At 69.5% G+C, this 15,383-nt stretch carries 15 protein-coding genes and 1 rRNA gene; 7 read left to right on the top strand and 9 right to left on the bottom strand.

Translation table 11 applies throughout. From position 1 onward, the window contains the following. On the top strand, window positions 1–1,390 hold a 1,390-nt coding region (locus RN02_RS18390), incomplete at its 5' end, for a TonB-dependent receptor domain-containing protein (protein ID WP_043315768.1). Between the two features lie 419 nt (window positions 1,391–1,809). Here the strand turns inward: RN02_RS18390 and RN02_RS18385 are convergent. The 4 genes from RN02_RS18385 to RN02_RS18370 are packed head-to-tail and all read right to left on the bottom strand — an operon-like array spanning window position 1,810 to window position 5,448. After that, window positions 1,810–2,409, bottom strand: a complete 600-nt coding sequence (locus RN02_RS18385; RefSeq protein WP_043315762.1) for an HAD family hydrolase — start codon at window positions 2,407–2,409, stop codon at window positions 1,810–1,812. Continuing rightward, the gene (tesB, locus tag RN02_RS18380) at window positions 2,406–3,275 is read right to left on the bottom strand and encodes an acyl-CoA thioesterase II (protein ID WP_009615691.1); all 870 of its coding nucleotides are present in this window, start codon (window positions 3,273–3,275) and stop codon (window positions 2,406–2,408) included. Before tesB ends, RN02_RS18385 begins: the two co-directional genes overlap by 4 nt. Continuing rightward, the gene (locus tag RN02_RS18375; protein WP_043315759.1) at window positions 3,272–4,888 is read right to left on the bottom strand and encodes a nitroreductase family protein; all 1,617 of its coding nucleotides are present in this window, start codon (window positions 4,886–4,888) and stop codon (window positions 3,272–3,274) included. Before RN02_RS18375 ends, tesB begins: the two co-directional genes overlap by 4 nt. Continuing rightward, window positions 4,885–5,448 carry a GNAT family N-acetyltransferase gene (locus tag RN02_RS18370; protein ID WP_043315757.1) on the bottom strand — a complete coding sequence of 188 codons (564 nt, stop codon included), beginning with the start codon at window positions 5,446–5,448 and terminating at the stop codon, window positions 4,885–4,887. Before RN02_RS18370 ends, RN02_RS18375 begins: the two co-directional genes overlap by 4 nt. A gap of 110 nt (window positions 5,449–5,558) precedes the next feature. Here RN02_RS18370 and RN02_RS18365 point away from each other — a divergent pair, with 110 nt between their 5' ends. From RN02_RS18365 to RN02_RS18350, 4 genes are all read left to right on the top strand, one after another. Next, a complete protein-coding gene (locus RN02_RS18365) occupies window positions 5,559–6,479 on the top strand; it encodes a histone deacetylase family protein (RefSeq protein WP_043315754.1) in 921 nt (306 codons plus the stop codon). A 479-nt stretch (window positions 6,480–6,958) separates the two neighbouring features. Continuing rightward, complete coding sequence (locus RN02_RS18360) at window positions 6,959–8,200, top strand: TIGR03862 family flavoprotein (RefSeq protein WP_082033832.1); 1,242 nt, start codon at window positions 6,959–6,961, stop codon at window positions 8,198–8,200. A gap of 37 nt (window positions 8,201–8,237) precedes the next feature. Next, a complete protein-coding gene (locus RN02_RS18355; RefSeq protein ID WP_043315752.1) occupies window positions 8,238–8,843 on the top strand; it encodes a GNAT family N-acetyltransferase in 606 nt (201 codons plus the stop codon). A gap of 61 nt (window positions 8,844–8,904) precedes the next feature. Then, window positions 8,905–9,276 carry a VOC family protein gene (locus RN02_RS18350; RefSeq protein ID WP_043315749.1) on the top strand — a complete coding sequence of 124 codons (372 nt, stop codon included), beginning with the start codon at window positions 8,905–8,907 and terminating at the stop codon, window positions 9,274–9,276. Window positions 9,277–9,310: 34 nt separating this feature from the next. Here RN02_RS18350 and RN02_RS18345 read toward each other — a convergent pair whose 3' ends face one another. The 3 genes from RN02_RS18345 to RN02_RS18335 all read right to left on the bottom strand — a co-directional run bounded on the left by RN02_RS18345 (window position 9,311) and on the right by RN02_RS18335 (window position 11,989). After that, window positions 9,311–10,642, bottom strand: coding sequence for a DEAD/DEAH box helicase (locus RN02_RS18345; RefSeq protein ID WP_043315744.1), 1,332 nt, complete (start codon window positions 10,640–10,642; stop codon window positions 9,311–9,313). Window positions 10,643–10,687: 45 nt separating this feature from the next. Beyond that, window positions 10,688–11,164 (bottom strand): LabA-like NYN domain-containing protein, encoded by a 477-nt coding sequence (locus tag RN02_RS18340; protein ID WP_043273362.1) that lies wholly within the window; start codon window positions 11,162–11,164, stop codon window positions 10,688–10,690. 87 nt (window positions 11,165–11,251) lie between these two features. After that, entirely contained in the window at window positions 11,252–11,989 is a 738-nt protein-coding gene (locus RN02_RS18335; protein ID WP_043315740.1) for a DUF2076 domain-containing protein, read from the bottom strand. A gap of 172 nt (window positions 11,990–12,161) precedes the next feature. On the opposite strand from RN02_RS18335, the gene RN02_RS18330 reads away from it, so the two are divergent. Beyond that, a complete protein-coding gene (locus tag RN02_RS18330; protein ID WP_043273363.1) occupies window positions 12,162–12,815 on the top strand; it encodes a YciC family protein in 654 nt (217 codons plus the stop codon). A 27-nt stretch (window positions 12,816–12,842) separates the two neighbouring features. Here the strand turns inward: RN02_RS18330 and RN02_RS18325 are convergent, their stop codons facing one another. Continuing rightward, window positions 12,843–13,682 carry an SDR family oxidoreductase gene (locus RN02_RS18325; RefSeq protein ID WP_043315738.1) on the bottom strand — a complete coding sequence of 280 codons (840 nt, stop codon included), beginning with the start codon at window positions 13,680–13,682 and terminating at the stop codon, window positions 12,843–12,845. 208 nt (window positions 13,683–13,890) lie between these two features. Here RN02_RS18325 and RN02_RS18320 point away from each other — a divergent pair, with 208 nt between their 5' ends. After that, window positions 13,891–14,640 carry a substrate-binding periplasmic protein gene (locus tag RN02_RS18320; protein ID WP_009615677.1) on the top strand — a complete coding sequence of 250 codons (750 nt, stop codon included), beginning with the start codon at window positions 13,891–13,893 and terminating at the stop codon, window positions 14,638–14,640. Window positions 14,641–15,104: 464 nt separating this feature from the next. On the opposite strand, the gene rrf is transcribed toward RN02_RS18320, so the two are convergent. Further along, a 5S ribosomal RNA gene (gene rrf, locus RN02_RS18315) occupies window positions 15,105–15,220 on the bottom strand. Between the last annotated feature and the right edge of the window lie 163 nt (window positions 15,221–15,383).

Below are 15,383 nucleotides of genomic sequence, written 5' to 3'. Positions count from 1 at the left end.
CCCGCAAGTGCGCCTGGCCGCCGGCAGCAACGGCCCCTTCCAGCGCAGCGCCTCCCTCGCCGGCGGCGACGAGCGCACCCGCTTCGACCTCGGCGCCAGCCTCGACGAGAGCCGCGGCTACGACTACACCCGCGACAACGTCGGCGCCGACAGCGACCACGACGGCCAGCGCAACAAGGCCGTACACCTGAACCTGGACCACCGCCTGAACGACGACTGGAAGGCCGGCTTCAGCCTCAACGACCAGCGCGGCGACAGCGAATACGACGACGCCTACAGCTACGCCCCCGCCGAACCCCACGACGAGTTCCGCGTCAGCAGCTACAGCGGCTATCTCGAAGGCCAACTGACCTCGATGTGGAACAGCCGCCTGGAACTGGGCCGCAGCTTCGACCGCAACAAGGCCGTCGGCGCCGCCGAGGTGTGGAACAACGGCACCCTGGAAACCACCCGGCATTCGGCCAGCTGGCTCAACCGCCTGCAGCTGGACGCGCGCAACCAGCTCGCCCTGGGCGCGGACTGGTACGAGGACAAGGTCGAGGGCAGCACCGCCTTCGCCGAGGACAGCCGCACCAACCACGCCTTCTTCGCCCAGCACAGCTTCAAGGGCGAGGCCTTCTCCACCGAGCTGGGCCTGCGCCACGACGACAACGAGCGCTACGGTTCGCAGAACAGCTGGAACGCCGCCGTCACCCTGCCGGTGGGCGCCAGCCAGAGCTGGATCGCCAGCTACGGCGAGGGCTTCCGCGCGCCGACCTTCAGCGACCTCTACTACCCCGGCGCCAGCAACCCGGACCTGAAGGCCGAGACCTCGAAGACCTACGAGCTGCAATGGCGCGGCGACTTCGCCGGCACGCACCTGGAGGCCGCGCTGTACCGCACCGAGGTGGACGACCTGATCGCCTGGGACAGCGCCAGCAACATGCCGCAGAACATCGCCAAGGCGCGCATCGACGGCTTCGAGGCCAGCCTGGCCCGCGAGGTCCTCGGCTGGCAGGCCAACCTCGGCCTGAGCATCATCGACCCGCGCGACCGCGACACCGGCCATACCCTGCCGCGCCGCGCCCGGCGCACCCTGAGCCTGGACCTGGACCGCCAGTTCGGCGCCTTCGGCGTCGGCGGCACCTGGCGCGCGCTGAGCAACAGCTACGCCGACGCGGCCAACCAGGACCGCCTGGGCGGCTACGGCGTGCTCGATGTGCGCGGCAGTTGGCAGTTCAGCGAAACCCTGCGCTGGGACCTGAAGCTGCAGAACCTGCTGGACCGCGACTACGCCCGCGCCAGCTACCAGCGCCCGACCGATCCCATGGGCTTCCCCAGCGAAACCCTGCACTACAAGGAAGCCGGCCGCACCGCGCTGCTGGCGCTGACCTGGACGCCGGAGTTGTAGCCATCGCGGGCAGGGCCCGCTCCTACGAAGAGCACCTCGTCACGGCCCAGTAGGGGCAACTGTCTTGCTGACCGCGCCGAGGCGCTCTTCGTAGGATGGGTTGAGCCTGCGAAACCCATGCTGCCGTGGTGATGGGTATCGCTTCGCTCAACCCATCCTACGACGGCGTTTCTCCGCACTTCGAACGGACCTTGTCCGCGATAGCCGGAACCACCGGCGCCATTCCAATGTAGGAGCGCGCCCTGCGCGCGATTTCGCGGGCAGGGCCCGCTCCTACAGGTTGCCGTGAGGCATGGCATTCTCCCCCGTAGGAGCGGATTCATCCGCGATTCCGCCGGCAGGGCGGACGGCGCCCAGGCCAACCTCGGCGCCGCTGGGGATCGCCGTTAAGCGGCGGATAACGCGGAGCGTTATTCGCCCTACGCCAACACCCCGGCCAGGCGTCCCAGGGCTGCGCAATCCACGGCGTGCCAGTCGCTCAGTTCCGGCCAGGGGTTTTCCGCCAGGTTGACCAGCGCCGTGTAGCTGCCCGCCGCGCGGCCGCATTCCAGGTCGAAGCGGTAGTCGCCGACCATCAGCATCTCCCTGGGCTGCACGCCCCAGCGCTCGGCCAGGTGCAGCAGGCCGTCGGGGTTGGGCTTGGGCCGGGCTTCGCCGCGGCCGAGGATGTCCTCGGTGGCGAAGCAGTCGCCCAGGCCGATGGCCTGCAGGGTCACCAGCGCCAGCTCGTGGGCGTTGCGGGTGAGGATGCCGAGGCGGTAGCCGGCCTCGTGCAGCGCGCGCACCAGGTCCACCGCGCCGGGCGCGGCGGTGGAGGCCAGCGCCAGCTCGCGTTCGTGCTCCAGCAGCCAGGCGTGCTTGGCCGCCGCCTCGGCCGCGGGCAGCGCCGCCAGGTGGGTGAGGATGTCGTCTTCCAGGGGAATGCCCAGGGCCCGCTTGATCGCCGGGAAGTCGTGCACCGCCAGGGTCAGGGTGCCGTCCATGTCGAACACCCAGTGGCGGATCAGGCCCGGTTTCATGCCCAGTCCTCGCGGCGGCGGATCAGGCCTTCCTGGGTCGACGAGGCCACCAGCTGGCCGTCGCGGTTGAAGATGCTGCCGCGCACGAAGCCGCGGCCGTTGCCGGCCCAGGGGCTGTCGATGGCGTACAGCAGCCACTCGTCCGCGCGCAGGTCGCGGTGGAACCACACGGAGTGGTCGATGGTGGCCACCTGCATGTCCTTCTGCCACACCGAGCGGCCGTGGGGCAGCAGCGAAGTGGTGAGGAAGCCGAAGTCCGAGGCGTAGGCGAGGATGTACTTGTGCAGCGCCGGCACGTCCGGCAGCTTGCCGTCGGCGCGCAGCCAGAGGTACTTGATCGGCTCGCCGACCTGCGGGTCGTAGGGGTCGTTCTGGGTGACCGGGCGGATCTCGATGGGCTTGGGGTACAGCAGCTTGTCGCGGATACGCTCGGGGAACTGGGCGATGCTGCGCTGCTTGAGCTCCAGGTCGGTGGGCAGGTTCTCCGGGCCGACCACGTCGGGCATCGGGATCTGGTGCTGGAAGCCCTCCTCGTCGTACTGGAAGGAGGTGCTCAGGGCGAAGATCGGCTGGCCCTTCTGGATCGCCGTGACGCGGCGGGTACTGAAGGTGCCGCCATCGCGCACGCGGTCGACCTGGTAGACCACCGGCATGCTGGCGTCGCCCGGGCGCAGGAAGTAGCCGTGCATGGAGTGCACGTGGCGCGCCGGCTCCACCGTCTGGCTGGCCGCCGACAGCGCCTGGCCGAGCACCTGGCCGCCGTACAGCTGGCGGAAGCCGAGGTCCTGGCTGATGCCCCGGAACAGGTTTTCCTCGATGGGTTCCAGGCTCAGCAAAGCCACCAGGTTGTCCAGGATCTGGGTCATGACGTTTCCTCGGAATCGGTACTGCGAATGGGATGCGGGCGGCGCGGCTGGGGGTACGCGGGCGAACTGCTCAGGCGAGTGTCCCATACCGCGCGGCCGATGGTGAAATGATAGAGGCTGACCGGGCGGTCCGGTCCTTCGCCGAGCAATTCCCGCAGCGCCTCGTCGAAGTAGCAGCCGATGCCGGTGCCCGAGAGCCCGGCGGCCTCGGCCTCCAGGTAGAGCAACTGGCCGATCTGCCCGGCCTCCCAGTACAGCCGCGGGTAGGTCCAGGGGCCTTCGGCCAGGGCGGCGTCCAGGTCGGCGAGCATGGCGAAGGCCACGCAGCCGTCGCTGGCGATGTCCTGGCCGCAGGAGAGGAAGGCCGAGAGCTGGCGGGCGTCGCCTTCCAGCAGGCGGTACAGAGGCAGGTCGTCGGCGGTGCGTTGCCACTGGAAGTCCCCGCGCAACCCGCCCAGCGCGCGGCCGCTGCGGCCCAGCCAGTAGAGCCCCGGCGCCAGGCCCTGGACGCGGTGGACGAACAGCAGCAGGTCGAGGCGCGGCGGCTCGACCGAGCAGGCGAAGGGCACCGGCGAGTTCTCCGGCAACAGCCGGCTCAGCCAGGCCAGCAGCAGTTCGGCGTGGATGCCGCTGCGGCCGTCCAGGCTCTGCGCGCTGCGCCGCCGGTGGAGGATCGGGCGCAATGGCAGGCCGGGGTTGTCCGTGGTCGTCTCGGCACGCGGCAGGCGCCAATCGGCAGGAGCCAGCGCCGGCGCACGGCACAGCGCGTGGACGCGCTCCAGCTCCGGCCAGTGCCGGTAGCTGCGCGAGAGGCGATTCGGAGCGCCTTGCAGTTCCAGCGCCGCCAGTCCCCCCAGCAGCGCCTCGGGCACACGGGGCTCGCCGTCCCGGGGCGGACCTATCCACAGCAACGCATCCACCGCTTCGCGCTCGTGGAAACCTTCGCGGTCGAGGCCGAACGCGGCATCCAGACTGCGCTCGTCCACCGCGCGCAGCAGCCGTACTTCCCAGCCCTGGATGGCCGCGGCGATGGCCAGGGCCGCCAGCGCGTGGCCGAAGTCGTGCTGGCAGTAGCGGTAGGCGCGCTCGCCGTACTTCCAGGCCTCGCGCCAGGGAATGCTGGCCAGCGCCAGCAGCAGGCCGTCGCTGGGCAGTTGCTGCGCCAGCTCGGACGGCAGCTCGGCGCGCACTTCCAGCAGGTGTTCGTCGGCGGTGTAGTGAGCCAGCACGGCGGACTTGTCCACAGCCCCGGCCGGCAACAGCAGGTAGGCCTCGGTGGGGTGCAGGTTGCCGCTGGAGGGGTTGACGCGCAGCGCCCAGCGGCTGCCGCCGGCTTGCTTCCAGGCGGAGATCGCCAGGCTGTCGTAGAGCAGTTGCGAGACGCTTTCCAGGCCCAGCGGCGCGGGCTCGCCGAGGGGGCCGGCGAACACGCCGTCGTAGCCCGGCGATTCCTCCTGCGGGCGGTGCAGCAATTCGATCGGCCGCGCCCCGGCGTAGCGGCGGAAGGGCGCCGGCTGGGTCGCCCAGTCCAGTTGGCCGGGCCCAGGGGCGAAGCGCTCCGGGGCATGGCAGCTCAGCGCGTGGTAAGCGCGCACGGCGTCGGCGGCATTCATGTCTGCGCCTCCAGCCATTGCTCGCGGCTGATGCGGAACAGCACGTGCGGGCGCAGCGCGTGGCCCTGGGACAGGCGCGGGTGCTCGAAGTCGGCGGCCGCATCACGCCGCATGCCCAGGCGTTGCATCAGGCCCTGGGACGGCAGGTTGGCCGGCACGGTGAAGGCCACCACCTCGGTCAGGCGCAGGTGCGCGAAGGCGTATTCCAGCACTGCCCGCGCCGCCTCCAGCGCATAGCCCTGGCGCCAGAACGCCCGGTTCAGCCGCCAGCCGATCTCCACCGCCGGGGTGAAGGCGGCTTCGAAGCCCACGTGCTGTACGCCCAGCACGCCGAGGAAGGCGCCGTCGTCGCGACGCTCGACTATCCACTGGCCGAAGCCGTGCTCGGCGAAGTGCGCGTGGATGCGCGCGGCCAGGGCGTCGCTGTCCTCGCGGCCCATGCAGGCGGGGAAGTGGCGCATCACCTCGGGGTCGGCGTTGAGGGCGGCGAAGGCCTCCAGGTCGCCATCGCGCCAGGGGCGCAGCAGCAGGCGCGGAGTGCTCAGGCTGGGCAGGTGCATGGTTCGCCTCGGCAAGATTCGTCAGCTGCCTATTGTGCCCCATGCGCGGCCCTGGCGCCCGGCCGCGGGGCCGGCTTACCCTTGCTGCTGAACCGCCCGAGCCCTGCCCCATGCCGTTGCCCCTGGTCTACCACGACGACTACAGCCCGCCCTTTCCCGCCGGCCACCGCTTCCCCATGGAGAAGTTCCGCCTGCTCAAGGAACACCTGGTGGACAGCGGCCTGACCAGCGACGCGGCGTTGCTGCGCCCAGAGCCCTGCCCGGCGGACATCCTCGCCCTGGCCCACGACCGCGGCTACATCGAGCGCTATTGCAGCGGCGACATGAGCCGCGAGGAACTGCGCCGCCTCGGCCTGCCCTGGAGCGAGGCCCTGGCCCGGCGCACCGTGCGCGCGGTCGGCGGCTCGCTGCTGGGCGCGGAGCTGGCGCTAAGGCACGGCCTGGCCTGCCACCTGGCCGGCGGCACCCACCATGCGCACCACGACCACGCCTCGGGCTTCTGCATCTTCAACGACCTGGCGGTGATCGCCCTGCACCTGCTGGCAAGCGGCCGCGCCGGGTGCGTGCTGATCTTCGACTGCGACGTGCACCAGGGCGACGGCACCGCGCGCATCCTGGAGCAGGTGCCGGACGCCATCACCGTATCGCTGCACTGCGAGAAGAACTTCCCCGCGCGCAAGGCGCACAGCGACTGGGACATCCCCCTGCCGCTGCACATGGGCGACGCCGACTACCTGCGGGTGGTGGACGAGGCGCTGGACTACCTGCTGCCGCTGTACCAGCCGGACCTGGTGCTCTACGACGCCGGGGTGGACGTGCACAAGGACGACGCCCTGGGCTACCTGAACCTCACCGACGCCGGCCTGGCCGCCCGCGACGAGCGCGTGATCGAACGCTGCCTGGCCCGCGACATCCCGGTGCTGGGGGTGATCGGCGGCGGCTACGACAAGGACCGCACGGCCCTGGCCCGGCGCCACGGCATTCTCCACCACAGCGCGCAGCGGGTCTGGCAGCGCCTGGGCCTGGGCTGAGTTGTCCACGGCAACTGTGGAGCAACCTGTGGAAAACCTGCGGGGAGTCTGCCCTGGCCCACGCCGGGCCTGGGCCGCAGCCGGATGTACGAAAGATGACCAGACAGCGTTCGGAGGAAAAGGTGCGACTTTTCCACGGATGCTGTGGAACCTCCTGTGGAAAAACTGCGGGGCATTCGCTGCAGCCCAGTATTCACGGGGCCTCCAGCCCAACGAACAAAATATGACCAGCACACCCGTAGGATGGGTTGAGCTTGCGAAACCCATGCTGCATTCGATGGGTATCGCTACGCTCCACCCATCCTACGTGGGGCAACGTTGTCCCCGAAAGCTGTGGAGCCGCCTGTGGATATCCTGGGTACAAACCTGTGATTAGCCCACGCGCCGGGCCCCCCGAGCGGCCGCCGGCGAATTGACCAGCCCCGGCCGCCAGCGGCTAGGCTAGAATGCGCGCCCTTTCCACCGACCATGCCCAGCCCATGACCGAGCACAGCTCCCTGCCCTCCCTCAGCGCCATCGTCATCGGCGGCGGCCCCGCCGGCCTGATGGCCGCCGAAGTGCTGGCCGGCGCCGGCGTGCGCGTGGCGCTGTACGACGCCATGCCCTCGGTGGGGCGCAAGTTCCTGCTGGCCGGTGTGGGCGGCATGAACATCACCCACTCCGAAGATCAGGCGGCCTTCGTCGGCCGCTACGGCGAGCGCCGCGCGGAAATCGGCGCGCTGCTCGCGGATTTCGACAGCCAGGCCCTGCGCGAGTGGATCCATGGCCTGGGGATAAATACCTTCGTCGGCACTTCCGGCCGCGTCTTCCCCACCGACATGAAGGCCGCGCCCCTGTTGCGCGCCTGGCTCAAGCGCCTGCGCGACAGCGGCGTGGTTATCCACACCCGCAGCCGCTGGCAGGGCTGGGACGAACAGGGCCGCCTGCTGATCGACGGCCCCGAAGGGCGCCAGGCCCTGCAGGCCGACGTGACCGTGCTGGCCCTGGGCGGCGGCAGCTGGCAACGCCTGGGCTCCGACGGCGCCTGGGTGCCGATGCTGCAGGCGCGCGGCGTGGCGGTCGCGCCCCTGCGGCCGTCGAACTGCGGCTTCGAGGTGGCGGGCTGGAGCGAGTTCTTCCGCGACAAGTTCGCCGGCGCGCCGGTCAAGCCGGTGGCCATGGGCCTGGAGGGCGAGGCGCCGCGCCAGGGCGAATTCGTGGTCACCGCCGGCGGCATCGAGGGCAGCCTGGTCTATGCGCTGTCCGCCGGCATCCGCGAGCGCATCGCCCGCGACGGCTCGGCCAGCGTATTGCTCGACCTGCTGCCCAACCGCAGCATCGAGCAGGTGGCGAAAGCCCTGGCCCAGCCGCGCGGCTCCAAGTCCATGGCCAACCACCTGCGCGGCCGCCTGGGCCTGGACGGCGTGCGCGCCGGCCTGCTGCGCGAGTTGTCCACAGCCGCCGACTACGCCGAGCCGCAGCGCCTGGCCGCGCTGATCAAGGCCCTGCCGCTGACGGTAGTGCGCCCGCGCCCGCTGGACGAAGCCATCAGCAGCGCCGGCGGCGTCACCTTCGAGGCTGTGGATAAGCAGCTGATGCTCAACGCCCTGCCCGGCGTGTTCTGCGCCGGCGAGATGCTCGACTGGGAAGCGCCCACCGGCGGCTACCTGCTCACCGCCTGCTTCGCCAGCGGCCGCGCCGCCGGCCTGGGCGCCTTGCGCTGGCTGAAGCTGGAACCATAGTGCTAGATTGCGGATTCTCCCCAGCAGAGTCCGCGCCATGCCCCTGAGCTTCCGCCCGGCCCGCCCCGAGGACGTCGACGCCGCCGTCCCGCTGATCTACAGCTCCGGCCCCGATGCCTTCGACTACGCCTTCGCCCGCCCCGGCCGCAACAGCGCCCAGGACTTCCTGCGCCACGCCTTCGTCCAGGGCGGCGGCCAGTTCGGCTGGCGCCAGCACACGGTAGGCGAACTGGACGGGCGGGTGGTGGCGGTGGGCACGGTCTTCGGCGGCGAGGCCAACCTCGGCTACCTGCTCGCCGCCAGCCGGCAGATATTCGGCTTCTTCGGCCTGGGCGCGGCGACGGTGATCCGCCATGGCCTGCAACTGGAGCGGATCATCTGCCCGCCACCGAAGCGGACGCTGTACCTCGCCCACCTCGGCGTGGCGCCGGAACTGCGCGGCGAAGGCCTGGGCAGCCAACTGGTCGCCCACTTCCTCGAGCGCGGCCGCCGCGCCGGCCTGCCCATGGCCGCCCTCGACGTGTCGGTGACCAACCCGCGGGCCCAGGCGCTGTACGAGCGCCTGGGCTTCGCGGTGCAGGCCGAGCGCCACTCCAACCTACCGGGCGTGGCCAGCCACCGCTACATGCAGCGCGCCCTCTGAGCCTGCGCTAGACTGCGCGGCAGCCGCCCGGCAGAGGCCAGTGCCACGACAAGGAAGCGCCATGAGCAAGCTGAACAGCGTCGAACTGAAAGTCTTCGTCCCGGCCCGCGACTACGCCCAGTCCCAGGCCTTCTACCGCGACCTGGGCTTCGCCAACCCGTGGAGCTCGGAGGAGCTGAGCTACCTCCATCACGGCGACCACTGCGCCTTCCTGCTGCCGAACTACTACGTGAAGGAATTCGCCGAGAACCTGATGCTGCACCTGCTGGTGGAGGACGCCGATGCCTGGTGGCAGCGCCTGCGCGAGATCGACATCGCCGGGCGCCATGGGGTGCAGTTGGGGGAGCCGGAGGATCGGGCTTGGCGGATGCGGGACTTCACGCTGCATGATCCGAGCGGGGTGTTGTGGCGTATCGGCCACAACCTCGATTGAGCGGGGGCACGGCCTTTCGTACCCCCTCGCGCCCTCAGCGGCCCTTGGGCTTGCCCTTGCCGCCCGGCGCCTTGGCGAAGCCCGGCGCCTTGCGCACCGCCTTCACCTGCGGCTTGTCGGCCAGCAGCTCGCCCAGGTGGATATTGCCCGGCTTGGCCGGCACCTTGGGCTGCTTGGGTTTCTTCGGCTTCTTCAGCACCTGGCCGCCCAGGGTCGTCTGCGGCACCCTGTGCTCGGCCTCGAAGCCGTCTTCTTCGGAGCGCGGCAGCAGTTGCCCGATCAGCGTCTCGATGGCCGCCAGCTGCTGCACCTCGTCGGCGCACACCAGCGACAGGGCCTGGCCGCTGGCGCCGGCGCGGCCGGTGCGGCCGATGCGGTGCACATAGTCCTCGGCGACGATGGGCAGGTCGAAGTTGACCACCAGCGACATCTGCTCGATGTCCAGGCCGCGGGCGGCGACGTCGGTGGCCACCAGGAAGTCCACCTCGCCGTCCTTGAACCGCTGCAGTGCGCGCAGGCGCGCCGGCTGCGGCTTGTCGCCGTGGATGGAATCGGCGGCGATGCCTTCGGCCTGGAGCACGCCGACCAGTTCGTCGACGCCCTTGCGCGTCTTGGCGAACACCAGGGCCTGGCGCCAGCGCCGACTGTGCAGCAGGTGCAGGAACAGCTCGGCCTTGCGCTTCTTGTCCACGGTGATCAGTTGCTGCTTCACCGTCTTCGCCGCGGTGTTGCGCGGCGCCACCTCGATGGACAGCGGGTCGCGCAGCAGGCCGCCGGCCATCTGGCGGATCGCCTCGGAGAAGGTGGCGGAGAACAGCAACGTCTGGCGCCGCTTCGGCAGCGCGGCGAACACCTCCTCCAGCTCGCGGGCGAAGCCCAGGTCGAGCATACGGTCGGCCTCGTCCAGCACCAGCACCTGCAACTGGGTGAATTTCAGGGCGTTCTGCCGGTACAGGTCGAGCAGCCGCCCGGGGGTGGCCACCAGCACGTCGACGCCCTTGCGCAGCTTCATCATCTGCGGGTTGATGCTCACCCCGCCGTAGGCCACCGCCGTGCGCAGCGGCACGTGCTGGCCATAGGCGCGGAAGCTGTCGTGCACCTGCTCGGCCAGCTCGCGGGTGGGCACCAGCACCAGGGCGCGCACCGAGTTGGCGGCCACCTGCGGGCCTTCCTGCAGCAGCTTCTGCAGCAGCGGCAGGGCGAAGCCGGCGGTCTTGCCGGTGCCGGTCTGCGCCGCGGCCAGCAGGTCTCGGCCCTTGAGCACGGCGGGGATGGCCTGGGCCTGCACCGGGGTCGGGTTCTGGTAGCCGAGGCCGTCGAGGGCGCGCAGCAGGGGTTCGATCAGGCCGAGGGCGGCGAAGGTCATGGAGCACTCACGCAACGGAAGGTGGAATGGGCGGCATTGTAGCCGCTAGTGGCGCAGCAGCAGCTCGCCCTCGATGGGCACATAGCGCGTCGCCGAGCGGATCAGCGCCTGCGCGGTCAGGCCCGGTACGCCATAGGCGGCGGCCGTCTTGCCCTGGGCGCGGACGCGTTGCAGCAGCAGGTCGAAGTCGCCATCGCCGGAGCACAGCACTATTTCGTCCACCCGCGCCACGGCGTCGAGCACGTCGATGGTGATGCCCACGTCCCAGTCGCCCTTGGCCGAGCCGTCGCTGCGCTGGATGTAGGGTTTGAGCTTCACCTCGAAGCCGAGGTTGCGGAGGATCTGCTGGAACTGCTGCTGGCGCGGGTCGCCACGCTCGATGGCGTAGGCATAGGCTTCGACTATGCGGCCTTCGCGGCTCAACTCGCTCCACAGGGCGGCGTAGTTGAAATGGCAGCCGTAGGCCTGGCGAACCGTGTAGTAGAGGTTCTGCACATCGGCGAACAGGGCGAGGGTTTTCAACGGCGGCTCCGGATCAGGCGGTGGACGCGCATTATCGCAGCCCACCGCCGCGCCGCCAGCCCCGCGTCGTCGGCGCGGGGCCATCGATCAGCTGAACATGTCGCCGTCGTCGTCGAAGAAGCTGGAGTCGTCGGCGAAGCCGCCATCGTCGTAGCCGGTGTCGCTGAAGCCGCTGTCGGCGTAGCGATCACCGTCGAGGGAGGACTGGCTGGAGTCGTCCAGCCCGGAGGATTGCGGGTCGAAATGCTCGGCCGGGACTTCTTCCTGGATCACCTCGACGATTTCCTGCGGCTGCGAGTGGTGGAACATGTTGGTCAGCAGGTCCGCCACCATCATGCCGCCGGCCACGCCAGCGGCGGTCTGCAGGGCGCCACGCAGGAAGCCGCCGCCCTGGGCCGGCGCGGCCTGGGGCGCCGCGGCGGGGCGGAAGTCGTTGGGGTTGCTGGCGTAGCTGGCATTGGCGCCGGGCTGGGAGAAGCGCGTCTGGCCCCAGCCGTCCGGGCGCTGTTGCGCTTGCTGGGGTTGCGCCGCTGCTTCGCGCTGGCCGCCGCCGAACAGGCCGGCGAGGAAGCCGCCGCTGCTGGGGCGGTTCTGCTGCAGGCTGGCGACCTGGGCTTCGAGTTCCTTGACGCGCTGGTCCAGGCGCTTGATCGCCGCCTCCTGGATCAGCATCGCCTGCGCCATGTAGTAGGGCGCGGCCGGCTGGCGCACGAGGTGCTGGTTGATCTGCGCCTCGGCCTGGGCGTCGCGCGGCGCGGTTTGCCGCTCGGCTTCCTGCAGGCGAGTGAACAGGCCATCGATCAGGGTTTGCTCTTCGGAATTCATCTGGGGCCTCGAGTGAGCACCGGGGGAGGGAACGCATCACTAGATTGGATCGGCCGGCGAAAAAACAAGTTCCGGTCGATGAAAACTTCTTCATCCACGCTGGCGGGGACTCTGGTCTGCGCCGCCAGGCATGGGTTAGAGTCGATTGCCAACTGGTCCCCTAGACGAGCCGATGAATCCCATCTCCATCCTGCGCGATACCTGGTACTTCTTCAGCCGCCACATCGGCACGCTGCTGCCGCTCTGCCTGCCCTGGATCGTCCTGGAGACGCTCACCCAGCAACAGCTGAGCATGGCCGCCAATTCCCAGCAGTTCGCGCCCTGGGGCATGGCCGCCGGGTTGATCTTCTACCCCATCTACACCGCCAGCCTGCTGCTGTACCTGGTCGACTTCGGCGAGGGCCGCCAGCGCGGCGTCGGCGAGCTGTGGCGCGCGGCGCTGCGCCTGTGGCCGGCCTTCGCGCTGCTCTCGGCGCTGAGTTCGCTGCTGATCGTCATCGGCCTGTCGCTGATGGTGCTGCCGGGTATCTACGTGATGATCAAGCTGGCCTTCGCCGAGGTGCTGCTGGTCAAGCGCGGCCTGCGCCCGATCGATGCCATGCGCGAGAGCTTCCGCCTCACCGGCGGGCACTTCTTCCTGCTGCTCAGCACCGTGCTGGTGATCCTCGCCCCCACCTGGGCCCTGCAGGGCTGGATCGAGCAACTGAGCGAGAACGCCCTCGGCTACAGCCTGGCGCTCAGCGCCCTCAGCGGCTTCTTCCAGCTACTGCTGACCGTCGCCGCCTACCGCATCTACATCCTCGGCCCGGAGCGCGAGGAAGCCTGAGGTCTGCTCCGCGCAGCGCAGGAGCGCTCAGCGCCGGCTCGGCTTCAGCCCGGACATGCGCGGCACCAGCAGGCGCTCGAACAACCAGGGGCAGTAACGGGCCAGGATGCGCGCGCGCCAGTTGACGTTGGACAGCACCAGCAGGCGCTTGCGCTGCAGGGCGCCCTGGTAGATCGCCTCGGCCACGTCGCGCGGGGAAGCCACTTCGCTGCCCAGCACCACGGCCGGCTGGCGGATAACCGAGCCGTCGCCGACCAAGGCGTTCTTGCGCAGGTCGGTGGCGGTGAAGCCGGGGCAGGCGAGGGTCACCGAGACGCCGGTGCCCTCCAGCTCCATGCGCAGGGTGTCGAACAGGCCATGCAGGGCATGCTTGCTGGCGTTGTAGGCGCTGCGATAGAGCAAGGGGGCGAAGCCGGTCAGCGAACTGAGCACGACTATCTGCCCCTGGCGGGCGATCAGGCTGGGCAAGGCCGCCCGGGTGCAATGCAGGGCGCCGTAGAAGTTCACCGCCATCACCCGCTGGAACACCTTCAGGTCGGTCTCGGCGAACAGGCTGCGGTGGGTGATGCCGGCGTTGTTGATCAGCACGTCGATGCCGCCGAAGCGTTCGATGGCGACGGCCACGGCCTGCTCCACCGCGGCGGGTTCGGTGATGTCGCAGCGCAGCCCCAGGGCCTCGACGTTGAGGTGCTGCTGCAGGTGCTGCACCAGGCTGTCGAGCGCGGCCTGGTCCAGGTCGAGGATCACCGGCCTGGCGCCCGCCTGGGCGAAGCGCAAGACCAGCGCACGGCCGATGCCCGAGCAGCCGCCGGTCACCAGGACCGTCTTGTGCAGGTAGACCTTGCTGGAGAAGACCTTGCGTGGCATGTGCGGAGCCCTCGGCCAGGTGCGAGTGGGGCCGGCTGCCCCTCAAGCATAGCCCCGCGGCGGTCACGCCCCGGCAGCCTCATGTGCCGCCGGTCGCAGCTCTTGAATGTCGCCGCCGCTTTGCCGGCCGCGGACTGGACAAGCCCCGGTTGGCGACTCATGCTCAATGCAGACACCAACACAAGAACGATAAAGGTGCGGCGCAGCAATGCTCAAGAAACTCCTGTTCCCATTGGCCTCGTCGCTGCTTCCGGCGTCGCTGGCCCATGCCCTGCCAGGCCCGGCCGGTGGTCCCCAGTCGCTGGCGGTCGGCTATTACGAGTTCCCGCCGTACATCTATACCGACGATGACGGCAGCACCCAGGGCGAAGGTGCCGAGCTGATCCGCAAGCTGCTGCGCCAGGCAGGCTACCGCGCCGAACTCCGCGCCTTACCCAGTGCCCGCCTTTACCAGGGCCTGCGCGATGGCAGCGTGCAACTGTGGGCCGGGGCGCCCGGCAAGCCCGAGCTGGCCGAAAGCACCCTGGAGTGCGAGCACGTGCTCGGCCAGGTCACCCTCAACCTCTATCGCCTGGCGTCCCATCCCGCCCCGCGCCTGCCCCAGGGCCTGGCCGGCAGCCGGGTGATCCTGATCAGCGGCTACAGCTACTGGCGGCCCGCCACGCAGCTGCTGGACGACCCGCGGCTCAACCTGGAGGTCCACCGCACCAGCACCCACAGCGCGGCGCTGCAGATGCTGCTGCGCGAGCGCGGCGACTACCTGCTGGACTACCAGGCCCCGGTGGAAGAAGCCCGCAACGCCGCCGGCCTGCCGCCGCTGGCCTACGACACCCTCTACCGTCTGCCGCTCAAGCTCATCGTCTCCCGCCGCACGCCCGATGCGGAACAACTCCGCCAGCGCCTGGACCAGGCGTTCGAGCAGTTGAGTGCGAAGGGAGAGAAGGTGGAGCTGAACTGAGGCCACCGGCCTGCCGGCCGGATCGCGGATGAATCCGCTCCTACGGGATGCAGCCCCGTAGGATGGCGTTGAGCGCAGCGATACCCATCGCCATGGAGAGGATCCATGTAGGAGCGGGCCCTGCCCGCGATTTCGCGCGCAGGGCGCGCTCCTACAGGGGAATGGCGCAGGTGGGGCGGCGTAGGAGCGGATCTCATCCGCGAATCGCGCCGGGACCGCCGGCTATCGCGGACAAGGTCCGCTCCTACGGGTGCAGGACGTACCCTCGTAGGATGGCGTTGAGCGAAGCGATACCCATCGCCATGGCCATGCCTCACGTGTAGGAGCGGGCCCTGCCCGCGATTCGCGCGCAGGGCGCGCTCCTACAAGGGGAATGCAATGGCGTGGATGGGATCACCCCGGCTTTCCGCGCCCCAAAGCAAAACCCCCGACCAGCCAGGCTGATCGGGGGTTTTGGGATAGGTGCTTGACGATGACCTACTCTCACATGGGGAGACCCCACACTACCATCGGCGATGCGTCGTTTCACTGCTGAGTTCGGGATGGGATCAGGTGGTTCCAACGCTCTATGGTCGTCAAGCAATTCTTTCGGATGCTCGTGGCTTGCGCACACGCTCATCCCGATTCGGGTATGTGACAGGTATTTTCTTTGCGGTTCACACGAACTTTCGGTTCGTCGACTTCACCGTCTAACACACAAATTGTTTGGGTGTTATATGGTCAAGCCTCACGGGCAATTAGTA

The organism is Pseudomonas sp. PI1 (assembly GCF_000812405.1).
Lineage (GTDB): Bacteria > Pseudomonadota > Gammaproteobacteria > Pseudomonadales > Pseudomonadaceae > Pseudomonas > Pseudomonas citronellolis.
This window is presented reverse-complemented; position numbering and strand designations above follow the sequence as displayed.

What these genes read in the sequence shown, in the direction of transcription:
- RN02_RS18360 (WP_082033832.1), top strand. Translation starts at nt 6,959, where the DNA reads ATGACCGAGCACAGCTCCCTGCCCTCCCTCAGCGCCATCGTCATCGGC.
- RN02_RS18370 (WP_043315757.1), bottom strand. Translation starts at nt 5,448, where the DNA reads ATGCACCTGCCCAGCCTGAGCACTCCGCGCCTGCTGCTGCGCCCCTGG.
- RN02_RS18345 (WP_043315744.1), bottom strand. Translation starts at nt 10,642, where the DNA reads ATGACCTTCGCCGCCCTCGGCCTGATCGAACCCCTGCTGCGCGCCCTC.
- RN02_RS18385 (WP_043315762.1), bottom strand. Translation starts at nt 2,409, where the DNA reads ATGAAACCGGGCCTGATCCGCCACTGGGTGTTCGACATGGACGGCACC.
- RN02_RS18355 (WP_043315752.1), top strand. Translation starts at nt 8,238, where the DNA reads ATGCCCCTGAGCTTCCGCCCGGCCCGCCCCGAGGACGTCGACGCCGCC.
- RN02_RS18350 (WP_043315749.1), top strand. Translation starts at nt 8,905, where the DNA reads ATGAGCAAGCTGAACAGCGTCGAACTGAAAGTCTTCGTCCCGGCCCGC.
- tesB (WP_009615691.1), bottom strand. Translation starts at nt 3,275, where the DNA reads ATGACCCAGATCCTGGACAACCTGGTGGCTTTGCTGAGCCTGGAACCC.
- RN02_RS18335 (WP_043315740.1), bottom strand. Translation starts at nt 11,989, where the DNA reads ATGAATTCCGAAGAGCAAACCCTGATCGATGGCCTGTTCACTCGCCTG.
- RN02_RS18365 (WP_043315754.1), top strand. Translation starts at nt 5,559, where the DNA reads ATGCCGTTGCCCCTGGTCTACCACGACGACTACAGCCCGCCCTTTCCC.
- RN02_RS18330 (WP_043273363.1), top strand. Translation starts at nt 12,162, where the DNA reads ATGAATCCCATCTCCATCCTGCGCGATACCTGGTACTTCTTCAGCCGC.
- RN02_RS18320 (WP_009615677.1), top strand. Translation starts at nt 13,891, where the DNA reads ATGCTCAAGAAACTCCTGTTCCCATTGGCCTCGTCGCTGCTTCCGGCG.
- RN02_RS18375 (WP_043315759.1), bottom strand. Translation starts at nt 4,888, where the DNA reads ATGAATGCCGCCGACGCCGTGCGCGCTTACCACGCGCTGAGCTGCCAT.
- RN02_RS18325 (WP_043315738.1), bottom strand. Translation starts at nt 13,682, where the DNA reads ATGCCACGCAAGGTCTTCTCCAGCAAGGTCTACCTGCACAAGACGGTC.